Origin of the sequence: Methylomarinovum tepidoasis, assembly GCF_030294985.1 — a bacterium.
In the GTDB taxonomy this organism is placed as follows: domain Bacteria; phylum Pseudomonadota; class Gammaproteobacteria; order Methylococcales; family Methylothermaceae; genus Methylohalobius; species Methylohalobius tepidoasis.
This window is the reverse complement of sequence record NZ_AP024718.1, coordinates 1,971,910-1,996,782: the sequence shown is the minus strand read 5'-3', so window position 1 is coordinate 1,996,782 and position 24,873 is coordinate 1,971,910. Positions and strand designations below refer to the sequence as shown.

The 24,873-nt window shown below is 65.8% G+C and carries 22 protein-coding genes and 1 tRNA gene; 19 read left to right on the top strand and 4 right to left on the bottom strand.

The features are described 5' to 3' along the window. Positions 1-64 precede the first annotated feature (64 nt). The 6 genes from MIN45_RS10070 (at position 65) to MIN45_RS10045 (ending at position 8,746) form a co-directional block, all read left to right on the top strand. The gene (locus MIN45_RS10070; protein ID WP_286291929.1) at positions 65-2,380 is read left to right on the top strand and encodes a TonB-dependent receptor; all 2,316 of its coding nucleotides are present in this window, start codon (positions 65-67) and stop codon (positions 2,378-2,380) included. A 208-nt stretch (positions 2,381-2,588) separates the two neighbouring features. After that, positions 2,589-2,665 (top strand) — tRNA-Pro (locus tag MIN45_RS10065). 188 nt (positions 2,666-2,853) lie between these two features. Continuing rightward, positions 2,854-3,267: a group I intron-associated PD-(D/E)XK endonuclease gene (locus tag MIN45_RS10060; RefSeq protein WP_286291928.1), complete on the top strand. Its 414-nt coding sequence runs from the start codon at positions 2,854-2,856 to the stop codon at positions 3,265-3,267. Positions 3,268-3,419: 152 nt separating this feature from the next. After that, positions 3,420-4,664 carry an efflux RND transporter periplasmic adaptor subunit gene (locus MIN45_RS10055; protein WP_286291927.1) on the top strand — a complete coding sequence of 415 codons (1,245 nt, stop codon included), beginning with the start codon at positions 3,420-3,422 and terminating at the stop codon, positions 4,662-4,664. Further along, complete coding sequence (locus MIN45_RS10050) at positions 4,661-7,756, top strand: efflux RND transporter permease subunit (RefSeq protein WP_286291926.1); 3,096 nt, start codon at positions 4,661-4,663, stop codon at positions 7,754-7,756. Before MIN45_RS10055 ends, MIN45_RS10050 begins: the two co-directional genes overlap by 4 nt. Positions 7,757-7,792: 36 nt before the next feature. Beyond that, on the top strand, positions 7,793-8,746 hold the full coding sequence (locus MIN45_RS10045) for a beta-ribofuranosylaminobenzene 5'-phosphate synthase family protein (protein WP_286291925.1): 954 nt from the start codon (positions 7,793-7,795) through the stop codon (positions 8,744-8,746). Positions 8,747-8,767: 21 nt separating this feature from the next. Here the strand turns inward: MIN45_RS10045 and MIN45_RS10040 are convergent, their stop codons facing one another. Beyond that, positions 8,768-9,184 (bottom strand): hypothetical protein, encoded by a 417-nt coding sequence (locus tag MIN45_RS10040; protein ID WP_286291924.1) that lies wholly within the window; start codon positions 9,182-9,184, stop codon positions 8,768-8,770. A gap of 73 nt (positions 9,185-9,257) precedes the next feature. Here MIN45_RS10040 and MIN45_RS10035 point away from each other — a divergent pair, with 73 nt between their 5' ends. Genes MIN45_RS10035 through MIN45_RS10025 form a run of 3 tightly spaced genes read left to right on the top strand, consistent with a single transcriptional unit; the run spans position 9,258 to position 10,524 of the window. Beyond that, positions 9,258-9,578 (top strand): hypothetical protein, encoded by a 321-nt coding sequence (locus MIN45_RS10035; RefSeq protein ID WP_286291923.1) that lies wholly within the window; start codon positions 9,258-9,260, stop codon positions 9,576-9,578. Continuing rightward, positions 9,548-10,117 (top strand): hypothetical protein, encoded by a 570-nt coding sequence (locus MIN45_RS10030; protein WP_286291921.1) that lies wholly within the window; start codon positions 9,548-9,550, stop codon positions 10,115-10,117. Before MIN45_RS10035 ends, MIN45_RS10030 begins: the two co-directional genes overlap by 31 nt. A 5-nt stretch (positions 10,118-10,122) precedes the next feature. After that, entirely contained in the window at positions 10,123-10,524 is a 402-nt protein-coding gene (locus MIN45_RS10025) for a TraR/DksA family transcriptional regulator (RefSeq protein WP_286291919.1), read from the top strand. Positions 10,525-10,536: 12 nt separating this feature from the next. Here MIN45_RS10025 and MIN45_RS10020 read toward each other — a convergent pair whose 3' ends face one another. Then, positions 10,537-10,779, bottom strand: coding sequence for a hypothetical protein (locus MIN45_RS10020; RefSeq protein ID WP_286291918.1), 243 nt, complete (start codon positions 10,777-10,779; stop codon positions 10,537-10,539). 106 nt (positions 10,780-10,885) lie between these two features. Between MIN45_RS10020 and glnE the strand changes: the two genes are divergently transcribed. Genes glnE through MIN45_RS09970 form a run of 10 tightly spaced genes read left to right on the top strand, consistent with a single transcriptional unit; the run spans position 10,886 to position 20,814 of the window. Continuing rightward, a complete protein-coding gene (glnE, locus tag MIN45_RS10015; RefSeq protein ID WP_286291917.1) occupies positions 10,886-13,765 on the top strand; it encodes a bifunctional [glutamate--ammonia ligase]-adenylyl-L-tyrosine phosphorylase/[glutamate--ammonia-ligase] adenylyltransferase in 2,880 nt (959 codons plus the stop codon). 2 nt (positions 13,766-13,767) lie between these two features. After that, positions 13,768-14,697, top strand: a complete 930-nt coding sequence (locus MIN45_RS10010) for a branched-chain amino acid transaminase (protein WP_286291916.1) — start codon at positions 13,768-13,770, stop codon at positions 14,695-14,697. Positions 14,698-14,701: 4 nt separating this feature from the next. Beyond that, on the top strand, positions 14,702-14,914 hold the full coding sequence (locus tag MIN45_RS10005; RefSeq protein WP_286291915.1) for a DUF4236 domain-containing protein: 213 nt from the start codon (positions 14,702-14,704) through the stop codon (positions 14,912-14,914). A gap of 55 nt (positions 14,915-14,969) precedes the next feature. Continuing rightward, positions 14,970-16,667, top strand: a complete 1,698-nt coding sequence (gene gspE / locus MIN45_RS10000; protein WP_286291914.1) for a type II secretion system ATPase GspE — start codon at positions 14,970-14,972, stop codon at positions 16,665-16,667. A 2-nt stretch (positions 16,668-16,669) separates the two neighbouring features. Continuing rightward, complete coding sequence (locus tag MIN45_RS09995; RefSeq protein WP_286291913.1) at positions 16,670-17,884, top strand: type II secretion system F family protein; 1,215 nt, start codon at positions 16,670-16,672, stop codon at positions 17,882-17,884. Next, complete coding sequence (locus tag MIN45_RS09990) at positions 17,868-18,320, top strand: GspH/FimT family pseudopilin (protein ID WP_286291912.1); 453 nt, start codon at positions 17,868-17,870, stop codon at positions 18,318-18,320. The genes MIN45_RS09995 and MIN45_RS09990 overlap by 17 nt, the downstream gene beginning before the upstream one ends. Then, positions 18,317-18,721, top strand: a complete 405-nt coding sequence (locus MIN45_RS09985; protein ID WP_286291911.1) for a type IV pilus modification PilV family protein — start codon at positions 18,317-18,319, stop codon at positions 18,719-18,721. Before MIN45_RS09990 ends, MIN45_RS09985 begins: the two co-directional genes overlap by 4 nt. Next, positions 18,718-19,329, top strand: a complete 612-nt coding sequence (locus tag MIN45_RS09980; protein WP_286291910.1) for a type II secretion system protein GspJ — start codon at positions 18,718-18,720, stop codon at positions 19,327-19,329. The genes MIN45_RS09985 and MIN45_RS09980 overlap by 4 nt, the downstream gene beginning before the upstream one ends. Continuing rightward, the gene (locus MIN45_RS09975) at positions 19,326-20,216 is read left to right on the top strand and encodes a type II secretion system minor pseudopilin (protein ID WP_286291909.1); all 891 of its coding nucleotides are present in this window, start codon (positions 19,326-19,328) and stop codon (positions 20,214-20,216) included. The genes MIN45_RS09980 and MIN45_RS09975 overlap by 4 nt, the downstream gene beginning before the upstream one ends. A gap of 4 nt (positions 20,217-20,220) precedes the next feature. Beyond that, the gene (locus MIN45_RS09970) at positions 20,221-20,814 is read left to right on the top strand and encodes a DUF4202 domain-containing protein (protein ID WP_286291908.1); all 594 of its coding nucleotides are present in this window, start codon (positions 20,221-20,223) and stop codon (positions 20,812-20,814) included. On the opposite strand, the gene MIN45_RS09965 is transcribed toward MIN45_RS09970, so the two are convergent. Both MIN45_RS09965 and MIN45_RS09960 read right to left on the bottom strand, forming a co-directional pair. Further along, complete coding sequence (locus MIN45_RS09965) at positions 20,790-23,846, bottom strand: efflux RND transporter permease subunit (RefSeq protein ID WP_286291907.1); 3,057 nt, start codon at positions 23,844-23,846, stop codon at positions 20,790-20,792. The genes MIN45_RS09970 and MIN45_RS09965 overlap by 25 nt on opposite strands. After that, positions 23,847-24,770 carry an efflux RND transporter periplasmic adaptor subunit gene (locus MIN45_RS09960; protein ID WP_286291906.1) on the bottom strand — a complete coding sequence of 308 codons (924 nt, stop codon included), beginning with the start codon at positions 24,768-24,770 and terminating at the stop codon, positions 23,847-23,849. Positions 24,771-24,873: the final 103 nt, after the last annotated feature.

Here is a 24,873-nt window from a genome sequence, read left to right as displayed (position 1 = left end):
CCATAGGCTGACGGGGCATCTCCCGGTATCCTTCCCCCGCTTTGACACATCGGGGAGGATTACCGTGAAACTGCGCGTCAGCCTGCTGCTTCTGGCCGCCGCTTCCGCCGCCGTGGCGGAGGAGGCGATCGAACTGGGAACCCTGGAGGTCGTCGGCACCACGCCGCTGGGGCTCGGCGGCGTGCCCCTGGACGACATTCCCGCCAACGTCCAGGTGGCCGGTGCCAAGGATTTCGAGCGCGCTCAGAGTTATTCGCTGGCCGATTACCTGCGTACCCAGCTGGGCAGCGTGGTGGTCAATGACGCCCAGAACAATCCCTTCCAGCCCGACATCCAGTACCGTGGTTTCACCGCCTCTCCTCTGCTCGGGTTGCCCCAGGGGCTGACGGTCTATTTCAACGGCGTCCGTTTCAACGAGCCGTTCGGAGACACGGTCAACTGGGATCTGATTCCCCAGGGGGCGATCGAGCGCATGGAACTGCATCCCGGCTCCGATCCGGTCTACGGGCTCAATACCTTGGGCGGCGCCATCGCCATCCGCAGCAAGACCGGCTTCAGCTTTCCCCATCATCAGATCAAGGTTTACGGTGGTTCCTGGGGGCGCCATTCCGAATCCCTCTCGAGCGGCTGGAACAACGGCAGCGTCGGTTATTTCCTGCATCTGCGTCACTTCGAGGAGGACGGCTGGCGCGATTTTTCCCCCACCCGGGTCAAGCAGGCCTTCGGGGTGCTGAGCTGGCGTGGGCAGCAGGGGCAGCTCAATTTGACCTTGTCGGGCCAGGACAACGATCTGACCGGCAACGGGGCGGTGCCGATCCAACTTTACCGTCAGGACCGGGACGCGATCTTCACCCATCCGGACGATACTGGAACCCGGCTGTTTTTCAGCAATCTCGATGGCAGTTTTTGGCTGAATGACAAGATTCAGCTCACCGGAAACACCTATTATCGGTACAACAAAATCACCACTTTCAATGGCGACGATACCGATTTCGAAGAATGCGAGCCGCCGCTCGATGACCTCATGTGCGACGAGGAAGGCGAGATCGCCGAGGATGTCAACGGGGATCCGATCGAAGCCACGGAAGCGGTCGAGTCAGCGACCGACAATTTCAGCCGTACGCGCCAGAAAGGTTACGGAGTCGCTTTCCAGACCCATTTCCTGTATGACCCGTTCGATATGGACAATCGTCTCATAACCGGTTTCAGTTTCGATCAAGCGCAAATTCGCTTCAATTTCGATACCGAATTGGCGCGGCTGACGGAAGATCGGGGCACGGTTGGCAGCGGAATTCTGGTCGGTGAATCCCGGGTGCGTCTCGATAACGAGGTGACTCATTACGGGGCGTTCTTCATCGAGCAGTTCAGCCCGATCGAAAATCTGACGTTGACCGCCTCCGGCCGTTTCAATTCTTCCCATATTCGTCTGAACGACAACTTCGGCGAAGAACTGAACGGCAAGCACCACTTCAGTCGTTTCAATCCGGCCGGCGGGTTGGTCTACAAACTCCTGCCCAACCTGAACCTCTATGGCCGTTACAGTGAAAGCAATCGGGCGCCGACAGCGGTGGAGCTGACCTGTGCCGATCCGGACGATCCCTGCAGACTGCCCAACGCCTTCCTCGCCGATCCGCCCCTGAAGCAGGTGGTGGCCAAGACCTTCGAGGCAGGTTTCAGGGGTCGTTTCGACCGTCTTCCCCTAGGGGGTGACGTCAGCACCGCCCTGCAGTGGCATGCCGGCTATTTCCATACCATGAATCACGACGACATCCTGTTTATCAGCGCCGGAAACCTGACCAGTGAAGGATATTTCGACAACGTGGGCAAAACCCGGCGGCAGGGTCTGGAAGCCAGCCTGAACGGGATCATCGACAATCCCATGACCGGCATCTGGTTGCAGAAGCTGCGCTACAGCTTCAATTACACCTATCTGGACGCCACCTTCCGTACGCCCTTCACCGCACCCAGTCCCAACAACCCCTCCGCCGATGCCGCCGGTAACATCCATGTCGAGCGCGGCGATCGGATTCCGGGGTTGCCGGAGCACAGCTTCAAGTTCAACCTGGATGTGGACGTGATCCCTCAGTTCACCCTGGGGATGACCGGGATCTACAGCAGCGACCGGTATTTCCGCGGCGACGAGGCCAACCTCAACAAACCGGTGCCGGGCTACTGGGTGTTCAATCTGCGGGCGGAATACCGCGTGCACGAGCACGTCAACCTGTTCCTGCGGGTGGACAACCTGTTCGACAAGCACTATCAGACCTTCGGCCTCTACGGCCAGCCGGACGAGGTGCTGGGCGATGCATTCGACGATCCCCGTTTCGTCGGTCCGGGCGCGCCGCGCGGGATCTGGGGCGGCGTGCGCCTGCAGTTGTAAATTGTTTCTGGCGCAGAAATAAAGTACTACGAATATAGCATCTGGTTTTAAAGTCGAGGGGGTGGCTATAATGAACGCCGAATCGGCAAGGCGGCCAACGGCAAGACACCGCCTGCAGGTTCACTTCAACTGTAGTTCTCCTCCTCTTTGGCGACCGCAAGGTCGCTTTTTTTTGCCCGTTGCAAGGGCTATAATTCCAGCTTCCGTTCGGGGCATAGCGCAGTCTGGTAGCGCGCCTGCTTTGGGAGCAGGATGTCGGGGGTTCGAATCCCTCTGCCCCGACCATTTGCGCCTGTAGCTCAATTGGATAGAGCATCGGCCTTTGAGCGCTGATCCGTTAGGGATCGGCATAGGAGCCTTCATGGGGAAACGGAACCCATGGAGTGGATCGCACTGTATCGGGGAAACCTTAACAGGTCATGCTGATGGCAACCCCGAGGAAACCTTCGGTCGCTTTGGTAAAGTAGGGATATATGGCTCACCACACCAAGGAGAAGGGCGACCTGGGTGTTTTGAAGGCTCAACTAGACCTGTTCGAGCAGGGCTATTTGGTCATGATTCCTTTGACTGAACATGCTCCGTTCGATTTGGTCGCATACAGAGAGGGGAAGTTCCTTAGGGTACAGGTCAAGTACAAGTCGGTTGATCACACTGGTGGGATAACCGTCCATTTCCGGTCTAGCTGGGCAGATAAAGAAGGGACTCATACCCGCTTTGTCGATAAGGATGAGATTGATCTTTATTGTATCTATTGCCCGGATACCGATATGTGCTATTACCTGGATCCCAAGAAATACAATCGCTCTGTTACGTTGAGGGTAGAAGCACCCAAGAACAATCAGTCGCAAAACGTGAAATCAGCGGCTGATTTTCGAAGGGTTCCGTAGAGACTATACGTGCGACACCTGAGACGGTGAAGAGATAGTCCAGACCACAAACCCGCTTGCGGGGCGCCGAAAGGCGTAGTGGTAAGCTAAGCCGAGGGTTGCAGGTTCGAGTCCTGCCAGGCGCGCCATCTTCCTTGTGGGAATCCTTTTTGATGAAGCTAGACCGCCGCTACTGGCCCTGGGTGATCCTGTCGCTCGGGGTCGGCGTGTTTCTGTTGCTCGTGCTCACCCGGCCGCGTCAGGAGGCCCCGCCCGTCCGTCCCCGGATCTGGCAGGTCGAGGCCCTGACCGTCAAACCCCGGACCCTCAGCCCGGTTCTGACCCTCTACGGCAAGGTCGAAAATCCGGCCCTCATGCGGGTGACGGCGCCGGCGGCCAGTCAAGTGAAGTCGTTGCCGGTACACGAAGGCGAGCGGGTGCGCCAGGGCCAACCCCTGGTGCGGCTCGATCCACGGGATTTCGAGCCCCGGGTGCTTCAGGCCCAGGCCGGTGTGGCCGAGCTTGAGGCACAGATGCGTCTGGAGCGCGAGCGCCATGCCAGCGATCTGGCTTCCCTGGCCCACGAGCGCAAACTGCTGGAACTGCTGCGCAATCAGGTCAAGCGTCTGGAGAGGCTCCGTCACCGCAATCTGAGCTCGGCTGCCGCGCTGGATCAGGCCCGCATGGAAGTGGAACGCCAGGCGCTGGCGCTGCAGCAGCGCCAGTTGGCGGTGGATCAGCATGCCGCCCGCATCGCCGAACTGCAGGCCCGCCTCGACAAGGCCCGCGCGGAACTGGCCCAGGCGCGGCTGGCGTTGGAACGCAGCCAGGTCGATGCCCCCTATGAGGGGATCGTGGCCCAGGTGGCGGTGGCGGAAGGTGACATGGTGCAACCCCATCAGCTGCTGCTGAGTCTGTACCCCCTGGCGCAGATGGAGGTACGGGCCAAGGTGCCCGCGCCGTTCCAAAAGGAGATCGCCGACTCCCTGGCGGCCGGCCAGGAAATGGCGGCGTGGGGCGAAAGCCTGGGGCATCGGTTCCGGTTGCGGTTGCGGCGTCTGGCAGGTCAGGCGGAGGCGGGTGGGATCGACGCATTGCTCGAGGTGGTGTCCGATGCCCAGGCATTGCGCCTGAACATGCCGGCGACGGTCCATCTCCAGCGTCCGCCTCAGGATGGGGTGGTGCCGCTTCCCTACGCTGCGCTCTACGGCAACGATCTGATCTACCGGATCGTCGAGGGGGGTCTGCGGGCCGCGCGGGTGATCCCCCTCGGCGACTGGCATAGGAATGGCGATCAGAGCTGGTTGCTGGTGCGGAGCCCTGATCTCAGGGCGGGTGACTTAGTGCTCGTCACCCATCTGCCCGATGCGGCCGATGGCATGGCGGTCACGGTGAAGGCCCGCAGGGAGGTGGATTGATCGGCGCCCACGGCTGGATCCGCTTCTTCGTCCGCCACCCGGTGGCGGCCAACCTGCTCATGGTGATGATGGTCCTGGGCGGGGTCTTCGCCCTGGACCGCCTCAACGTGCAGTTCTTTCCCACCTTCGAGCTGGAGATCATCCGCGTCAACGTCAGCTGGCCGGGGGCGAGCGCAGAGGACGTGGAGCGCAGCCTGACCACGCCCCTGGAGCAGCAGCTCAAGTCCGTCGACGACCTGCGCCACATGACCTCCACCTCCAGCGAGGGGCGCTGCGCCATCACCCTGGAATTCCGCGAGGGGACCGACATCCTGCTCGCCCTCAGCCAGGTGCGCCAGCGGGTGGACGAGTTCCGCAATCTGCCGGCCGGGGCCGAGGATCCCGAGGTCGTCCACCTGGCCCGCTACGAGCCGGTGACCCGCCTGATCGTCTATGGCGGCTCGCTGGAGTGGCTGCGGCCCCTGGTGCACCGTTTCGAGCGGGAGCTGCTCGACCTCGGCGTGGACAAGGTCGACATCCTCGGCCTGCCGGAGGAGGAAATCGCCATCGAACTGGACGAGTCCGCCCTGGAGGCGCTCCACACCGGGCTGGATCAGATCGCCGCGCAGATCGACCGTTTCAGCCGGGACGTGCCGGCCGGCACCGTCGGCGACCGGGAGAATCAAAAGATGGTGCGGGTGATGGCGCAGCGGCGTCAGGTCTGGGAATTCCGTCACCTTCCCCTGGTGACCGCCGCCGGTGATCGCATCGAGCTTGGGGACGTGGCCCGGGTGGAGCGGCGTGCGCGCAAAGGCAGCGTGCTGCTGCATTTCCAGGGCCAGCCGGCGGTGGAGCTGCAGATCCGCCGCGCCCAGCACGGTGATACCTTCAAAGTGGCCGGTATCTTCAACGACTGGCTGGCCCGGACCCGCCCCACGCTGCCGCCACAGATCCACCTGCACGTCTATCAGCAGAACTGGCGTCTGATCCAGGAACGCATCGAGCTGTTGCTCAAGAACGGCGCCGGGGGGCTGGTACTGGTGGTGGCGATTCTGTATCTGTTTCTCAGCGGCCGGGTCGCCTTCTGGGTCGCCTTCGGGATCCCCGTCTCCTTCATGGCGACCCTGCTGATTCTGTGGCTGGCCGGCGGCAGCATCAACATGATCAGCCTGTTCGCCCTCATCATGGCCCTGGGGATCATCGTCGACGACGCCATCGTCGTCGGTGAGGACGCCCTGGCTCATTACCAGATGGGGGAGGAACCGCTCGCCGCCGCCGAAGGGGGCGCCCGGCGTATGCTGGCGCCGGTGTTGGCCTCGTCGTTGACCACCATCGCCGCCTTTCTGCCGTTGATGCTGGTGTCGGGACCGACCGGCCGGATTCTGTTCGCCATTCCACTGGTGGTGATCGCGGTGATTCTCGCCTCGCTGGTGGAAAGCTTCTGGGTGCTGCCGGCCCACCTGCGCCATGCCTTCGCGCACATGCACCACCGCGAAGAGGGAAAATGGCGCCGGCGTTTCGATGCCGCCTTCCGCCATGTCCGTGAACGCCGCTTTCGTCCCCTGGTCCGCTATTGCGTGCAGCACCGGGGGCTGACTTTGGCCGCTGCCCTGGCGCTGTTGATCGCGACTTTGGGACTGGTGGCCGGCGGTCGGGTACCGTTCATCTTTTTCACCGCGCCGGAAGCCAATGTCGTCTATGCCACCGTCGGTTTCATTCCCGGCACGCCGCGGGCCAAGGTGGAGGCCCAGCTCGAACGCATGCGCCAGACCCTGGATCAGGTGGCGCGGCAGTTGTCGCCAGACCGCCCTCTGATCCGTACCACCGTCACGATCGAAGGCAGCGCCATCAGTTCAGCCGGCTTCCTGCAGCAGTCCGGCGACCATCTGGGGGCGATGATCGTGGAACTGGTTCCCTCCGAGCAGCGTCAGGTGCGCAGCTGGCAATTGATCGAAGCCTGGCGGAAAGCGATTCCGGGCGCTCCGGGACTCGACAATCTGGTGATCGAGGCCCGCCAGGTGGGGCCGCCGGGACGGGATGTCAGCGTCCGCCTGATCGGGGATGACGCCCCCACGCTCAAACAGGCCGCCCAGGAACTGATGGCGGCCTTGAAGGCGATGCCCGGTATCAGCGGCGTGCTGGAGGATCTGCCCTACGGGCGCGAGCAGTGGATCTACCGTCTCACGCCGGTGGGGGAAATGTTGGGACTGACGCCGGCGGAACTGGGGCGGCAGCTGCGTACCGCTTTTTCCGGCCGTCTGGTGCAGATCTTCCAGGACGGTCCCGACGAGATCGAGGTGCGGGTGCGCCTGGCGGGCATGGAGCGGGAATATCTGGACGTCCTGCAGCGTTTGCAGATCCGTCTGCCTGACGGGGAGCGGGTGCCGCTCCACACCGTGGCCGTCGCCCGCCCCAAGCGCGGTTTCGAGGTGCTGCGCCACGCCGAGGGCCGACTGGCGGTGGAGGTGTCGGCCCAGATCGATACCCGGGTCAACAAGCCGGGACGGGTGATGGCGGCGCTGATGGAGGAGATTCTGCCGCAGCTGGCTAGGCGTTACGGGATCGACTACGAATCCTCCGGGCGGGCCGAGGAACGGGCCGAAACCATCGCCGACATGAAGAAGGGCGCGCTGCTCGGGCTGGTGCTGATCTATCTCATTCTGGCCTGGGTGTTCGGCTCCTACGGGTGGCCCCTGGTGGTGATGGCGGCGATTCCCTTCGGTCTGATCGGCGCCATCTGGGGGCATGTGGTCATGCACCTGGATTTGACCATCCTGTCCCTGTTCGGCATCTTCGGGCTGGCGGGGATCGTGGTCAACGATTCCATCATCCTGGTGACCTTCTATCAGCATTTGCGCCGGCATGGCCTGGACCTGTCGGCCGCCCTGGAGGAGGCGGCCTGCCAGCGCCTGCGGGCGGTGCTGCTCACGTCCCTGACCACCGTGGCGGGTCTGCTGCCGCTGCTGTTCGAGACCTCGCTCCAGGCCCGCTTCCTGGTGCCCATGGCTGCTTCCATCGCCTTCGGGCTGCTGTTCGCCACCGTGCTGGTGCTGCTGGTGATTCCGGCGTTGCTGGGGGTGTACGAACATTGGCGGGAGCGTCTGGCGCTGTGATAGGCTCCGCTTCTTCGTTTTTCCCGATTCGTTGCGATGTCTGCTGAATTTGCCCCCTCAAACGTCGAAATCTTTGCCCCAGCGCGGTTGCATCTGGGGTTTCTCGATCTTGGCAGCGGTCTGGGCCGGCGTTTCGGCAGCCTGGGGGTCACCATCGCCGGTTTCGGTACCCGCCTGCAATTGCGCCCGGCAGCTTCCCTGCAGGTGGCAGGACCTGCGCGCCTGGAAACCCTGGTGCGACGGCTGATGGCGGCGCTGGCGCTGCCGCCGGCGGATATCACCCTGGTGGAGGAGATTCCCGTCCATGCCGGTCTCGGCTCCGGGACGCAGCTGGCCCTGGCGGTCGGGATGGGATTGGCGCGGCTGCACGGCCGCCCGCTGACGCCGCGGCAGGTGGCGGTCGCCGCCGGGCGTGGGGCGCGTTCCGGCATCGGGATCGCAGCCTTCGAACAGGGGGGATTCCTGGTGGACGGCGGCCGCGGAAAGAACAGCGCCACGCCGCCGCTGTTGTCTCGCCTGCCGGTGCCGGAATCGTGGCGCTGGCTGCTGATCTTCGATCCGGACTTTCGGGGATTGCACGGTGAGTGCGAACGCCAGGCTTTCCGGCAGCTGCCGCGTTATCCCCGCGAGCGGGCGGCCGCAGCCTGTCACCGCCTGCTGATGCAGGGATTGCCGGCGCTGGCGGAGGCGGATTTCGACGCCTTTTCGGAAACTCTGGGCTGGATCCAGCGGGCCAACGGGGATTATTTCGCCCCGGCCCAGGGGGGGCGTTATACCAGCCGCCGGGTCGCCGAGGCTCTCAAATGCTTGGAGGCGCAGGGATGGCGCGGCCTGGGCCAGAGTTCCTGGGGACCGACCGGGTTCTGTCTGTTTCCCGACCCGGAAAGTGCTGCTTTCGAAGCCCGGAAGCTGGCAGCGTCCCTAGGGGACTGCGGCTTGCGCTTCGAGGTCGTGGCCAGCCGCAACCACGGAGCTGATTGGCGATTATGACGCTCTCACGAGGCTTGACGCTTATTCCTCGAACGCGTGCTCGGGCCGCTCACGGCCGATCACCCGCGGGGTGTTCTTGGTCAGCTCGGCGACCATCTGGTCCCAGGACTGGTATTTGCTGTAACGGGGATCGCCCTTGAGAATGCGGGCGTTGACTTCCTCCTTGGCCAAGGCGATGATCTCGTCGGCGGTCTTGCCGTCGATGGTTTTCAGGAACAGTTTGGTGTCGCCTTCCTCCGTTTTGAGTTGCTGGAGGGTGCCGATGGCGATTTGGAATTCCAGTTTCTTGGAATCGTCCTGGATGTAGTTTTTCACCTTGCGGATGGAGTCGTAGGCGCTGCGCAGGGAGGTCGCATGGATCTTGCCGCGGCCGGAACAAGCAACCGGCAGGACGAAGATAACGGTGAGAACGATGATGACGGCAATCACGGATTTCATAGGCTTCTTTCACTCTCCAATAAGGCTGGATAATGGATGACCACATTATAAGTTATTTCCTGACTGGAAAGGTATGATTCGAAACCGGGCCTTGGCGCGCCTCCAACGTCGCCGCCAGCATGTGCTGCAGCGCTATCGGCGGCGCTGGTCGCGACTGCGCCGGCGCGGGGAAGGTGCTTTCTGGCGTCTGTGGCGCCGCCAGATCCGGAGCCTGTGGCGCCGGGCCCGCAAGGCTTTGCCGTCCCCGCTGCGTCGCAGGGGGGGACGCTGGATTCGCCGGCAGCTGGCGCGGCGGGATTATCGGGCCCTGACCGAACTGTACCTGACGTTATTGCCTTTGGTGGACGAACGCTGGGGTCGCGAATGCGCGCTGATTTTGAAACCGTCGGGATGACCTGGGGTCAACGCCTGCGGCGGATTCTGCGGGAGATTCGTGGGGAAAGGCGGCGCTGGCGCCGCGAACGGGAAACGGATCTGCTGGCATTGCGTCGCCGCCAAGTCGAAGTGGAGCTGGATCTGGAGGCCGAAAAGCGCAGGCGCCAGTTGCATCTGGAGCAGGAACTGGAACGCATGCGGCGCCAGTTCGAACTGGAATTGACCCTACTGGAAAAGAAGCAGGAGCAGGATCTGCGGGACTACGAGCGCTATCTGGCGGCGGTCGATCAGCTGCAGGTGCAGCTGCGCCATGCCTTTTCCCAGGCGCCGGAAGTGATCGTGCTCACGTTGCACCACCATGCCAAGCGGTTGCTGGACCGGATGTGGGAGGCGGAAGATTTGCAGCAACGTTTGCAACGGGAGCAAGAATTTGTCAAATTCCTCACCACGGTCTATGAGGACACCCTTCAGGCGACGACGACCGAAGGCACAGAGCCGCTGCTTCCCAGACGGGCGTTGCGGTTGATGTTACACACGGAAACGGACAAGGAGACCTGATCATCATGACAGGACCGGTATTGACGGACGAGCAACTTAAGGAATTCGAGCGCTTGTTGAAGCAGCGCTATCGGGAATTGCGCGAGGAAATCCGCCAGGAGCTGCTGCGCAGCGACGACGAACAATTCATCGAGCTGGCCGGTCGGGTGCACGATCCGGAAGAGGCCTCCCTCGCCGATCTCCTGGTGGACTTGAACCTGGCCACCATTGACTTACACATCAAGGAGCTGCGGGAGATCGACGAGGCCTTGATCCGGATCTACAAAGGCACCTATGGCATTTGCGAGGACTGTGACCAGCCCATCGGCCTGGCCCGACTACGGGCCAATCCCATGGCTCGGCGTTGCATCCAGTGCCAGGAGATCTACGAAAAGACCCATGCCGGGGTGTCTTCCCCCAGCCTGTGAGGACGGGCGGCCCTAAAGGCCGCCTGTTTCCTGCGGGTGGACGCCTTCCACTTCGGTCCAGGGAAAGAAGCTGCGGCGGCGCCCGAGCATGCCACAGCTTCCCTGTTCGATGACGTCGAGGATCAGGGCGGATTCGCCGTCCAGTTTCTCCCACAGATATTGGGGAGTGGCGAATTTGCTGCCGATTTCCAGATCGGCGAAGCGGTGTTTGCCGCCGAGGCGGATACGGCGAAAATGTTCGAAACGCTGGCGCATCGTGCTATTCCCTCCTGGGTCGTTGGGATGATCCAGCTAAGTAATAGCCTGTTTCAGGCCTACCGGCCAGACGGATCCAAGGAAACGTGAAGGAGGTTCCATTTCCATGACGTTGCCCCCGCCCGATTTCAGTGCGCTGCCTGCCGATCTTGCCGAATCGGTTCGGTCGCGTTGGCAACAGTTCATCGAAGCCTGTGAGCGCGAGGAGGTGGATCTGCCTGGTGGCGATTGGCTGGCCAGCTTGCCGCGGGTCTGGGCCTGCAGCGAGTTCGTCGCTCATCAGTGCATCCGCCATCCGCAGTTTGTGGCCGATCTGGTGGTGGGCGGCGATCTGTTCCGGGCCGAACGCCGCGGTGTCTACCGCAGCGAGCTGGAACGCCTGCTGGGCGTGGCCGAGACCCCCGAAGATCTCCACCGCATCCTGCGCCGTTTCCGCAACCGCGAGATGGTCCGCATCGCCTGGCGCGACATCTGCGGTTGGGACGCCATCGAGGACGTGCTCTGCGATCTCTCCCTGCTGGCCGAAGGCTGCATCCAGGCGGCCCTGGACTGGCTGTTCGCCCGGGCCTGCCAGCGTTACGGCACTCCCCGCTGTCCCGATGGCCGGCCTCAGCTGCCGGTGGTGCTGGGGATGGGCAAGCTGGGGGGATGGGAACTGAATTTCTCCTCCGACATCGACCTGATCTTCGCCTACGAGCACGACGGGGTGCTGGAAGACCGGCGCGGCACCAGCTATCAAGAATTCTACCTGCGCCTGTGCCGCGATCTGGTCAAGGCGCTCAACGCTCAGACCGAGGACGGCTTCGTGTTCCGGGTGGACACCCGCCTGCGTCCCTTCGGCGATGCCGGTCCCCTGGTGTGGAGCTTCGAGGCCATGGATCTCTACTATCAGGGGCAGGCGCGTGACTGGGAGCGCTACGCCATGATCAAGGCGCGTCCCGTGGCCGGCGATATCGATGCCGGCGCGCGGCTGATGGCGCTGCTCAAACCGTTCGTCTATCGCCGCTATCTCGATTACCGCGCCCTGGAGGCCCTGCGCGAACTCAAGCGCAAGATCGCCGCCGAACTCCAGCGCCGCGATCGCCTCGACGACGTCAAGCTCGGACCCGGCGGCATCCGCGAGATCGAATTCATCGCCCAGGTGTTTCAGCTGATCCACGGCGGCCGCCGCCCCCGGCTGCAGGAACGCCGCCTGCTGCCGACCTTGGCCCGGCTGGGGCAGATGGGGCTTTTGCCTCGTGAGGACAGCGACGACCTGATCGAAGCCTACCGCTTTCTGCGCCGGGTGGAAAACCGCTTGCAGCAGTGGCGCGATCAGCAGACCCAGAAACTGCCGGAAACGGAAATGGAATGGCAGCGTCTGGCGCTGGGACTGGGTTTCGACGATGCCGCCGGCCTGCGCCGGCGCCTCGAGGCCGTGCGGGGGCGGGTGCAGCAGTGCTTCGATCAAGTGTTCGCCGAGCCGGAGGCGCGGGTCGGCGGCGCCGGTGAGCGGGTCTGGCGCCTGGCGGCCGAAGCGGAAGATCTGAGGGAAATCCTGACCCAACTGGGATACCGGGATGCCGGAGCCGTCCTCAGGCGTCTTGAGGGGTTGCGCCAAGCGCGGGCGCTTCGGTCTCTGGGGGCGGAGACGGAACGGATTCTGGAGCGCCTCATGCCCGCTCTGATCGAGTCGGTGGGCCGCAGCGAACAGCCCGATGCCACGCTGCTTAGAATGCTCGATTTGATCGAGGCCATCGCCGGCCGCAGCGCCTATCTCTCCCTGCTGGCGGAAAATCCCCAGGCGCGGACGCATCTGATCCGCCTGGTGGGCGCCAGTCCCTGGATCGCACGGCTGTTGTCGCGTCATCCGGCCTTGCTCGATGAACTGCTCGACCCGCGCCAGCTCTATGCCCCCTTGAAGCGCGCCCAGCTGCAGGCGGAGCTGGCGGCGCAGCTGGCCGTCCTCGATCCCGATGACGAGGAAGCCGTGCTCAATCAGCTGCGCTATTTCAAGCACGCCCAGGTGCTCAGGGTGGCGGCCGCCGATCTGAGCGGGGCGATTCCCACCAACGTGGTCAGCGACTATCTCACCGAGATCGCCGAGGTGATCCTGGCCAAAACCCTGGAACTGGCCTGGCGCCACGTGAGCGCCAAACACGGCCCGCCCCCCGGCGCCACCGGTGATGTCCCGAAGGATTTCGCCATCATCGGTTACGGCAAGCTGGGCGGCATCGAGTTGGGATACGGTTCCGACCTGGACCTGGTGTTCCTGTACCAGGGCGACGCCAACGCCGAGACGGGAGGGGCGCGCCCGGTGGCGGTGAGCGAGTTCTTCATCCGCCTGGGGCGGCGCATCATTCACATCCTGACCGCGCCGGTGTATCACGGGGTGCTGTACGAGATCGACATGCGTCTGCGCCCCAGCGGCAACGCCGGCCTGCTGGTCACCTCCCTGGCGGCGTTCGCCCGCTACCAGCTGGAAGAGGCCTGGACCTGGGAGCATCAGGCGTTGGTGCGGGCCCGTCCGGTGGCCGGAGACGCGGAATTGGCCCAGGGATTCGCCGCCGTGCGCCGGGAGATTCTCTGCCACGAGCGCGATCCGGCCAAGTTGCGCCGCGAGGTGATCGACATGCGCCTGAAAATGCGCGAACACCTCGACCGCAGCGACGCCGAGCGCTTCGATCTCAAGCAGGGCGTCGGCGGTATGGTGGACATCGAGTTTATAGTACAATTCGGCTGTTTGGCCCACGCCCGTCGGCAGCCGGAGGCCTTCCGCTGGAGCGACAATCTGCGCCTGCTGGACGCCCTGGCGGCCATCGGCTGGCTGGAAGGGGACGATGCCGCCTTCCTGCAGCAAACCTACCTCGACTACCGCAGCCGGGCCCACCGCCTGGCGCTGCAGGAACAGCCGGCGCTGGTGCCACAGAGCGAATTCCGCGACCGCCGCGCCCGCGTCGAGGCGCTCTGGCGGCGACTGATAGAAACGGCGACAGGAGAAGCATAAGGATGCCGACACACGACCGCGATGGGGAAATCTGGCTCGACGGACAATGGCTGCCTTGGCGCGAGGCCAAGGTGCACGTGCTGACCCACACCCTCCATTACGGCGGGGGGGTGTTCGAGGGCCTGAGAGCCTACTACGGCCAGCAGGGGACCGCCATCTTCCGCCTCCAGGAACACACCGACCGCCTGTTCCGCTCCGCCCACATCATGGGGATGCGGATTCCTTACGACAAGGACACCCTTAATCGCATCCAGTGCGAGGCCGTGTTCCGCAACCGTCTCGACAGCGCCTACATCCGCCCCATGTGTTTCTATGGCGCCGAAGGGATGGGGCTTCGGGCCGACAATCTCAAGGTCCACGTTATGGTGGCGGCCTGGGAATGGGGCGCCTATCTGGGTTCGGAGGCGCTGGAGCGGGGCATCAGGGTACGGACTTCGTCCTTCACCCGCAACCACGTCAACAGCCTGATGTGCAAGGCCAAGGCCAACGGCAATTACGTCAATTCCATGCTGGCCCTGCAGGAAGCCCTCGACTGCGGCTACGACGAGGCCCTGCTGCTGGACCACGAAGGCTATGCGGCCGAAGGCAGCGGCGAGAACCTGTTCATCGTCCGCGGCGGCAAGCTCTACACCCCCGATTTGACCTCGGTGCTCGAAGGCATCACCCGCGACACGGTGATGACCATCGCCCGCGAGCTGGGCATCGAGGTGATCGAAAAGCGCATCACCCGCGACGAGGTGTACGTCGCCGACGAGGCCTTCTTCACCGGCACCGCCGCCGAGATCACCCCGATCCGGGAGCTGGACGGCCGCACCATCGGCAGCGGCCGCCGCGGGCCGATCACCGAGCGGCTCCAGAGCCTGTATTTCGATTACGTTCACGGTCGCCGCACCGACCATCCCGAGTGGCTGACACCGGTGACGCCGGAATGAGCCGATGCGGATAAGGTTTTACCGCCGCATTCCCATCGTTCCCGGCTGGGTGTATCTGAACCTGAGCAAGGGCGGGGTTTCCCTGTCGCTCGGGCGGCGCGGATTCTGGCTCACCTTCGGCCGCTACGGGGTGCGGGTGACCACCGGCCTGCCGGGAACCGGGCTGTCGGCTTCCGAACAACGCAAGTATTCCGACATCTTCCGTTCCGGACGCTGACGGGAACCCGGGGCCGGCTGCACGATCCAAACGCAAAAACCCCGGAGCCTTGGTCATGGCCGTTGCCCTCGAAGCTTACCTTTCCCCGCCCGATTACGACACCTTCGCCGCCCGCTTGCTGGAAACCGGCAGGTTGCGTGCGGCCGATCTCAACCGCGCCCGGCGTCTGTTGGAAGAGGGCGACGACAGCCTGCCGCTGCTGCTGGTCAAACTGGGGCTGGTGGCCGAGCGTGACGTGGCCGAGGCGCTGGCCCAGGTGACCGGCCTGCCGCTGGCCGATGCGAACGCTTATCCCGACACACCGGTGCTGCCGGAAACGGTATCCTTGCGCTTTCTCAAGACCTGGCGGGTGGTGGGGCTGGCGGCCACCGAGGCCGGTTACGAGGTCGCGGTCGCCGATCCCCTCGATGACTATCTGCGCCAGGCGCTGCAGCTGGCCTGCGACCGGCCGCTGAGCTTCAGGGTCGGGCTGGCTTCCGACATCGACAACGCCTTGCGGCGCCAGTACGAGCAGGAGGTGGCGGCCCCGGACCTGAGCGAGACGCTCGACGACACGGACGTCGAGCACCTGCGCGACATGGCCTCCGAGGCGCCGGTGATCCGCAGCGTCAACCAGATCCTGCAACAGGCGGTGGAGCTGCGCGCCTCCGACATCCACATCGAGCCTTTCGAGGATCAGCTCCAGGTGCGGTTGCGGGTGGACGGCATCCTCCGTCCCATCGACGCCCCGCCGGTGCGTTCGGCGGCGGCGGTGATCTCGCGGGTCAAGCTGATGGCCAACCTCAACATCGCCGAGCGCCGCCTACCCCAGGACGGGCGCATCAAGGTCCAGGTGCAGGGGCGGGAGCTGGACCTGCGCGTCTCCACGGTGCCGACCCTGTACGGCGAAAGCGTGGTGATCCGCCTGCTCGACAAGGAACAGGTGACCCTGGATTTCGCCACCCTGGGGTTTGCCGACGACACCCTGGCGCGTTTTCTCAAGGTCCTGGACCTGCCCCACGGCATTCTGCTGATCACCGGTCCCACCGGCAGCGGCAAGAGCACCACCCTTTACACTGCCCTCGACAAGCTCAACACCGCCGAGCGCAAGATCATCACCGTGGAGGATCCGGTGGAGTACCAGCTCACCGGGGTCAATCAGATCCAGGTCAAGCCCGACATCGGCCTGGATTTCGCCGGCGCCCTGCGCGCCATCGTGCGTCAGGATCCGGACGTGATCATGATCGGGGAAATGCGTGATCTGGAAACCGCCCGCATCGCGGTGCAGTCGGCGCTCACCGGCCACCTGGTGCTCTCAACCCTGCACACCAACGACGCCGCCGGCGGCGTGACCCGACTGCTCGACATGGGCCTGGAGGACTATCTGATCTCCTCCACCGTCAACGGCATTCTGGCCCAGCGTCTGGTGCGGCGCCTGTGCGATCACTGCAAACGTCCCAAGGAACTGTTGCCGGAGGCGGTGGAGGAGATCGGTCTGGCGAAGCTGTTGCGGCCGGGGCGGAAACCGGTGCTGTATCAGGCGGCGGGTTGCGACCATTGCAACGGCATCGGTTACCGTGGCCGGCTGGCGATCCACGAATTTCTCGAAGTCTCCGATACCGTCCGCCGCCAGATCCTCCAGCACGCCCAGGCCCGCGAGATCGAACGGACCGCCCTGTCCGAGGGGATGCGCACCATGTATCAGGACGGCCTGCTCAAGGCCCTGGCGGGGCAGACCACCCTGGAGGAGGTCCTGCGGGTGACCTGTGACTGATCATGCCTGACTATCTGATCAAGGCGGTCAGCCGCCGCGGGGAAACCCTGGAGACCCTGCGCAGCGCCCCCGACGAGGCGGCGCTGATGCGCCAGCTCCAGGAGGAGGATCTGCTGCCGCTCAAGGTGGTGCCGGCGGAGAAGGCCTCGTGGCTGGGGCTGTGGCGCCACGGCGGGCGGCGCCTGCGCCAGAAGGAGGTGCTGGCCTTCACCCGTGAACTGGCGACCCTGCTCGGAGCCGGCCTGCCTCTGGACCGCTCCCTCAAGGTGCTGCTGGAGCTGTTTCCGGATGACTCGGCGCTGCACCAGATCAGCGCCCGGATTCTGGAGAAGGTGAAGGGCGGGGCGCAGCTGTCGGCGGCCCTGGAAGCGGAAGGCAAAGCGTTCTCGCGCCTCTACATCAACATGGTGCGCGCCGGCGAGGCCGGGGGCACCCTGGCCCAGGTCTTGCGGCGGCTGGCCGATTATCTGCAGCGCAGCCAGGAACTGCGCGCCAGCGTGATTTCCGCGTTGATCTATCCGGCGATCCTGGTGGTGATGGCGGCCGCCTCCCTGCTGGTGCTGCTCACCTTCGTGGTGCCTCAGTTCGAGGAGATGTTCGCCAGCGCCGGCAAGGAACTGCCGCTGCCCACCCAGATCGTGATGGCGGCGGCGGACGGGGTGCGCCGCTATGGCTGGCTGGCGTCGATCGGGATACTGGTGGCGATTCGCGGTTTCCAGCACTGGCTGGCCGATCCCGAACGCCATTACCGTTTCCACCGCTGGCTGTTGAGGCTGCCGCTGCTGGGTTCGTTGCTGATCCGGGTGGAGGTGGCGCGCTTCAGCCAGACCCTGGCGACGCTGCTGACCTCCGGGGTGGCGCTGTTGCCGGCGCTGGAGATCGTGCGCGAAACCCTCTCCAACCGGGTGCTGCGCGAGGCGGTCAGCGAGGCGGCGGAGAAACTGCGCGCCGGCGGCGACATTTCCACCGCGCTGGAGGAAACCGGCCATTTTCCGGTGATGGCGCTGCAGATGATCCGCATGGGGGAGGAGACCGGCCAGTTGCCGCAGATGCTGACCCGCATGGCGGACATCTACGAGGACGAAGTGCGCACCGCCATCCAGCGCCTGTTGACCCTGCTGGAGCCGGTGCTCATCGTCGGCCTCGGGGTGGTGATCGCCGCCATCATCGTTTCCATTCTCATGGCGGTGGTGAGCGTCAATGAACTGGCGTTCTGACTCCGGCTTCTCTTTGCTGGAACTGACCGTGGTGCTGGCGATCATGGGGTTGGGGTTCGCTTTCGTCGCCCCGCATTTCGCCCGCAGCTACGACGGCCTGCGCTTCCGCACCGCAGTGCGCGAGGTGGCCGACGGCCTGCGCGGCGCCCGCGGCATCGCCCTGTCCCAGAGGCGTGAGGCGGTGTTCGTGCTCGATGTGGACGGGCACCGCTACCGCATCGACCACCAGCCTTCCAAACCGTTGCCGGATTTCATCGATCTGACCCTGGAAACCGTCGCCGGGGAGCGGGAGGATTCGGGACGCGGCCGGATCCGTTTCTTCCCCGACGGTTCCGCCACCGGCGGGCGGGTGATCCTGGCCTGGAAGGAACGCCGCCGCCGGGTGGACGTCAACTGGCTCAGCGGCCGGGTTGCCATCGCGGAGATGCAGCCGTGAAGCGCCAACGCGGTTTCACCCTGCTGGAAATCATGGTGGCCTTCACCCTCATGGCCCTGTCGGCGGCGGTGTTGCTGCAGGCTTTCGGCGGCGGGGCGCGGCTTTTGGCCCGCGCCGAAACCGTCACCCGCGCCGCGGCCCTGGCCGAATCGCAGCTGGCGCGGGTCGGCAGCGAATGGCCGCTGGAGGAAGGCGAGCGCGAAGGGGAATGGCAGGGGCTGCACTGGCAGGTCACCCTGACCCCGGTGTCCCTGAATCAGCTCGATCCGCAGGTGGGGGAGAATGTCGAAGAGATCGGCAACCAGCGCCTGTGGCAGGTGACGATCGTGGTCGGCTGGCAGGAAGGCGGGCGCGGGCGCCGTTATCGTCTGACCACCCTGCGTCTGGCGCCGGCATCGTGAACGCGCGCGGCTTCACCCTGGTGGAAGTGCTGATCGCGCTGGCCCTGTTCGGGCTGATGATCGCCCTGGCGTTCGGCGTGCTGACCGTCGGCGCCCGCAGTTGGGAAGCGGCAGAGCCCCGGGCGGCGGCTCTGGATGACCGCCTGAGTTTGGGAAGGTTCCTGCACCGCCGGCTCGCCGCCGCCCTGGTCTGGCCCGACAGCCGTGACGAGCCGCCGCTGCAGGGGGAGGCGACGCGGTTGCGTTTCATCGCCTTCCCCCCCCTGGTGATCGACCTCAAAGGGCCGCAGCGTTTCGAACTCTACCGCCGGGACAGACAGCTTGTGGTCGAGGTGATGCCGCTCGACGGCGACGTATCCGAAGCGGAGGCGGAAATGCGCCGGCTGGTGCTGCTGGAAGGGGTGGAACAGGTCAGGTTCCGCTATTTCGACGGGGAGGACTGGTCCGACAGCTGGGACGAAGACCGCCTGCCCCGATTGGTGGAAATGACCGTGAAGGCGGCAGAGCCGCCCTGGCCGCCGTGGGTCGTGCGCCTGCGTCACGGACAAGGCGGCACGGGGAGCGTCCCAGCCAATCCGTTCGAATTCGGCGGGGTGCCCGTCCGATGAGACAGCACGGTGTCGCGCTGGTCGTAGTCCTGTGGGTGGTGGCGCTTTTGAGCCTGCTGGCGGCCAGTTTCGGCCTGGGGGTGCGGCGCGAGGCGCGGCTGGCCGGTTACCACGTCCAGTTGCCCCACTGGCGGGCGGTGGCCGAGGCGGCGATCCACTACGCCGCCTACCGTCTGAAGCTGGCCGACCCCCAACTGCGCTGGCGGGCCGAAGGCAACGTCTATGACTGGCGCTGGGACGGGGTGCCGGTCAAGCTGCGGCTGGCGGACGAAAGTGGCAAGGTGGATCTCAACCAGGCTCCGGCCCTGCTGCTGCAGACGGCCTTGAAGCTGGCCGGCGCCGACGAACGTCAGGCGGTGGCTTTGGCAGACGCCATTCTCGACTGGCGCGACGGCGACGACGACACCCACCCCCACGGGGCCGAGGCCGATGCCTATGCGGTGGCAGGTCTGGATTACGGGCCGGCCAATCGCCCTTTTCGGGCGGTGGAGGAGGTGGGCATGGTGTTGGGCATGACCCCGGATCTGACCCGCGCCCTGCTGCCCTGGGTGACGATCCACAGCCATCGAAACGGCATCGATCCGTTCTCGGCGCCGCCGGCGCTGCTCAGAGCCCTGCCGGGAATCGATCCCCAGGCGGTGGAGACGTTCCTCCAAGGCCGCCGCGAGGGCGGCAATCCGCCGTTTCCGGCGATTCCAGGCATTCCCATCCACCGCGGTCAAAGCCAGGTGGTGTCGATGCAGCTTCGGGTCGGCGAAGGCTACGCCCTCCAGGCGGCGGTACGAATCGGGCCGGGGAGGCTGGATTATCTCGAATGGCAGGAAGTGCCGCTGGCGGACGCGCTGTTCGCCGCCGCCGAAGATGACAACGTCGTTGTGAAGGAGTGATGTGATGCTGGACCAGCACCGCTTCGTGGCCGCCGTCAGCCTGATCGACCAGGCCAATGCCAGCGATCCCGTGTGGGAAACCCAGGAGGGGAAATCCTGTCCCCGCACCTGGCTGTACGGCATCCGCATGACCGACTGGCTGGTGCGGCTCTATCCCGACGCGCCGGAAACCGCCTTTCTCGCCGCCCGCGCCCAGCACGTGTGCCGCTGGCTGATCCCCCGCGACCGTTATCCGCCGGGACGGAAAGGCTATCTGGCATGGCGCACCTTTTTGTACCGGCTGCATGGGGAAAAGGCCGCCCAGCTGCTGCGCCAGGCCGGCTACGACGAATCCGCCATCGGGCAGGTGAAACGCATCCTGATGAAACGTAGCCTCAGGCGCGATCCCCAGGTGCAGATGGTGGAGGATGCCGCCTGTCTGACGTTCCTGCAATATTACTTTCTCCCCTTCGCGCGGGACTACAGCGACGACAAACTCATCGACATCCTCGGCAAGACCTGGAAAAAGATGTCACCCAAAGCGCAACAGGCCGCCATGAAGCTGCCGCTGTCGGGGCGGGAGGCGCGATTGGTTCAACAGGCGTTGAAGCGCCCGTAACGCAACAGCAACGGTGGCAGCAGCAGCAGGGTCAGGGCGGTGGAGGAGAGCAGGCCGCCGATGATGATGGCCGCCATCGGGCCCATGATCTCCCGCCCCGGGTTGTCGCTGCCCCAGGCCACCGGCAGCATCGCCAGGGCGGTGACCAGGGCGGTCATCAGCACCGCCGGCAGGCGGTCGGTGGCCCCGTCGAGGGCGGTGGCGGCGTTCCAGGGGCGCTTTTCCACCGTCACCAAACGGCGGTAGTGGGCGATGAGCATGATGGCGTTGCGCACGGTGATGCCGAACAGGGTCACGAAGCCCACCATCGAGCCGACCGAGACGATGCCGCCGCCTAGCCAGGCCGCCAGCACCCCGCCCACGAGGGCGAAAGGCAGGTTGGCCAGGGTCAGCAAGGTATGGCGCCAGGATCCCAGCGCCACCTGGATCAGCAGCAGCACGCCGGCGCCGGCGACCAGGGCGTGGACCAGGAGCGCCTGACGGGCCTGGCGCTGCTGGACCGCCGCGCCGGTGAATTCCGGGGCGTAGCCGGGGGGGAAGTCGATTTCCGTCAGCACCCGCCGCCGCAGCTCGGCGAAAAAGGCGTCCAGATCGCCCGTCGGATCGGCGGTCACCACCTGCAGGCGCTGGGCGCTGCGGTGGATCAGGTTGTAGCGTCCCTCCACCTGCCGGATGCGGGCCACGTCTCCCAAGCGGACCAGGCGGCCGTCAGCTGCGGTGAGGGGCAGCATCGCCACGGCGGTGGGATCGTGGCGCTGCATCGGCGGCAGGATGGCGGTGACGGGAAAGGCGCGGTTGCCGGTGAAGGTTTCCCCGACGGTCACTCCCTGGAGGCTTTGCAACGCTGTCACCAGATCGGCGGGAGCGAGGCCGAAAAGCGCCAGCGCCTCCGGGTCTGGATCGATCTCCAGCTGGGGCAGGGCGGTCTGGGCGCGGATGCGGATCTGGCGGGCACCGGGGATTTGCGCCATCTGCGCCGCCACCTCGGCGGCGAGGCGGTCGAGCACTGCCAGGCGGGGACCGTAGAGGTTGACCACCACCGGCGCGGTATAGCCGGACAGGGTTTCATCCACCCGTTCGGTGAGGAAGGTGTTGGCTTCGTAGGCGATGCCGGGGAAGCGTTCCAGCACCGCCTCCAGCCGTTCCAGCACCGCCTGTTGCGCCGGCCCGGACAAGGGCCGGAGGTGGACCTCGTACTCGCTGTAATGGCTGCCGTAGGTGTCGGCGCCGCGTTCGGCTCGTCCGGCCCACTGGGACACCGACACCACCCCGGGAATGGCCAGGAACGCTTCGGTCAGGCGCCGGCCCAGTTGCAACGAGGCTTCCAGGGAGGTGCCCGGCAGGCTGGCGGTGTGGACGATGAAATGGCCTTCGCGCAGCTCCGGCAGAAAACGCCCCCCCAGCCCCGGCAGGGTGGCGAGCACCCCCAGACACAGCAGCGCGGCGGTGGCCAGAACCCGGCGCGGACGGGCGAGGACAGCGCGCAGCAGGCGGCGGTAATGCCGCTGCAGCCAGGCGCTCACCGGCGCCTGCCGGGGCTGGCGGCGCTGCCCCAGCAACAGGTAGCCCAGGGCCGGGGTGACGGTCAGGGCCACCGCCAGGGAGGCGAGGATGGCGAGGATGTACGCCACCCCCAGGGGGGCGAACAGGCGGCCGGCCACGCCGCCCAGGGTCAGCAGCGGCACGAACACCAGGGCGACGATGAAGGTGGCGTAGACCACCGAGCCGCGCACCTCCAGGGCCGATTCCAGCACCACCTGGTGAACGGGCCTGGGCATGGCGGCCTGGGCGTTGAGGCGCAGGCGACGGAACAGGTTTTCGGTGTCTATGATGGCGTCGTCCACCACTTCCCCCAGGGCGATGGTGAGCCCGCCGAGGACCATGATGTTGAGGTTGACGCCGGCTTCCACCAGCACCAGGGCGGCGCTCAGCAGGCTCAAGGGGATGGCCAGGGTGCAGATCAGGGCGCTGCGCCAGTCGGCCAGGAAGGCGTAGAGCACCGCCACCACCAGCACCGCGCCGATGAGAAGGTGCAGGCCGAGGCTGCGGAGGGAGCGCTCGATGTAGTCGGCGGGACGGAACAGGCGGGGATGAAGGGTGATACCCTGTTTCGCCAGCAAGGGCTGAAAATCCGCCAGCACCTGTTCCACGCGGCGGGACACGGTCAGGGTGTTGGCGCCGTATTGGCCGATGACCATCAGCACCAGACCGCGCTCGCCGTTGACCTGGGCGGCGCTGATGGGCGGGGCCTCGCCCCAGGTGAGGGTGGCCAGCTGTCTCAGGGTCAAAGGCGGGACGATGGGCAGGTGGCGCAGCCGGGCTTCGATCTCCCGGTCCAGGGGCAGGGTGAGGATCAGGCGCTGGTTGGGGGTGGTGACGAAGCCCAGCCCCTGGCGCTGCAGTTGCCGGCGGAGGCGGTCCAGCACCCGGTTGAGACCGAGGCCGTGGCGGGCCAGGCGCTGGGGGTCGAGCTGGATCTGCAGCTGGCGGCGGCCGCCGCCGAAGACGTTGACGTCGGCCACCCCGGGCACCGCCAGCAGGCGGGGCACTAGGGTCCAGTCCACGAAATCGCGCAGCGTCAGGCGGTCGGCGCCGGTCAGGCCCAGGGTCAGCACCGTGGCCGAGGACGAAGACAGGGGCACCACCTGGGGCGGCTGGATACCGGCAGGCAGGCGAGGGGCGACCGTGGCGAGGCGTTCGCTCACCTGCTGGCGGGCGCGATAGAGATCGACGTCGTCCTCGAACACGGCGGTGATCACCGACAGGCCGGCGATGGATTCCGAACGTAGCTGGCGCAGGCCTGCCAGCCCGCCGAGGGCATTTTCCAGCAGCTGGGTCAGGCGCTGCTCCACCTGGGTGGCGGTCAGCCCTGGGGCTTCGGTCTGGATCACCATCTGCCTGGGGGCGAATTCCGGAAAGATGTCGAGCCCGGCCTGGGACAGGCGCCAGCCGCCGTAGGCCAAAAGCAGCAGGCACAGCCCGAGGATGGGGCCGCGCAGCCGGATGGCGGCGTCGATCAGGCGGGCCAGCATTCAGTCGTCGTCCTCTTCGGGCACCAGGGCGCGCAGTTCCTGGGCCAGCAGCCACTGAGCGCCGCGGATCACCACGGCCTCGCCCGGCGCCAGCCCGGTCTCGACCCACCAGCGTCCGCCTTGGCGCCGGCCCAGGAGCGGGCGGCGCCGGAAGGTTTCCTGGTCGATGCGGACGTAGAACCAGGGTCTTCCCCCCTGCCAGACCACGGCGCTGTCCGGGAGCGGAATGGCCGGCCGGCTTCGGCCTGCGGTCGCCGTGAAGCGAAGTCCGATGGGCAGGGGAAGGTCGGCGCGGTGCAGACTGGCCCGTTGGCCGCTGCGGGAATCGACGTGGGGAGCGGGGGACAGCAGCGGCAGGGGGACGGTTCTGCCGTCGCGCTGGAGGCTCGCCTCGGCCGCCGCCGGCGTCAGGCGCACCAGGGTCAGTTGCCGGCGGGCGAGGCGTTCCAGCTCGGGCGCATCCCGCACGACCCAGCCGCTCAGCACCTCGCCCCAGTGCAGGCGGAGCTGGCGCCGCTGCTGCGCCTGGGCCAGTTCCAGCCCGGCCAGTTCCGCCCGGGCCGTCTGCCAGTCGAGTTCGGCCTGTTCGCGCTCGCGGCGCCTGACGCTGTCTCGCAGCCCGGTAAGGCGCTGGCGGCGCCGCTCCAGAATGTCCACCCGGCTGCGGGCGGCGGCGATGGCCTGCTGCCGCTGGCGCCAGGCGGTGGCGGCCTCGAGCAGCGGCGCCGGATCCAGCACTTCGGCCCACGCCGTGGCGGCCGGCGCCGGTTCGGGCTTGGGCGCCGGTTCGATCACCAGGGCCGCGAGGGCCTGGGCGGCGGCCTCGATGCGGACGCCGGAACTTTCGTCGGCTTCGTCCTCCGCCATGCCAAAGGCGACGGGCAGCAGGGCGGTGAGGAGCAACAGCGAAGGGGGCAGGCGCATGCGTGGCTACAGCGGTCGGAAAGCCGCTCAATGTACTGCAGGGCGGCCACTTTCCGCAAGGCTGCGGTACAATGGCGCCTTTGCCGAATGCGTCCAGGAGCGA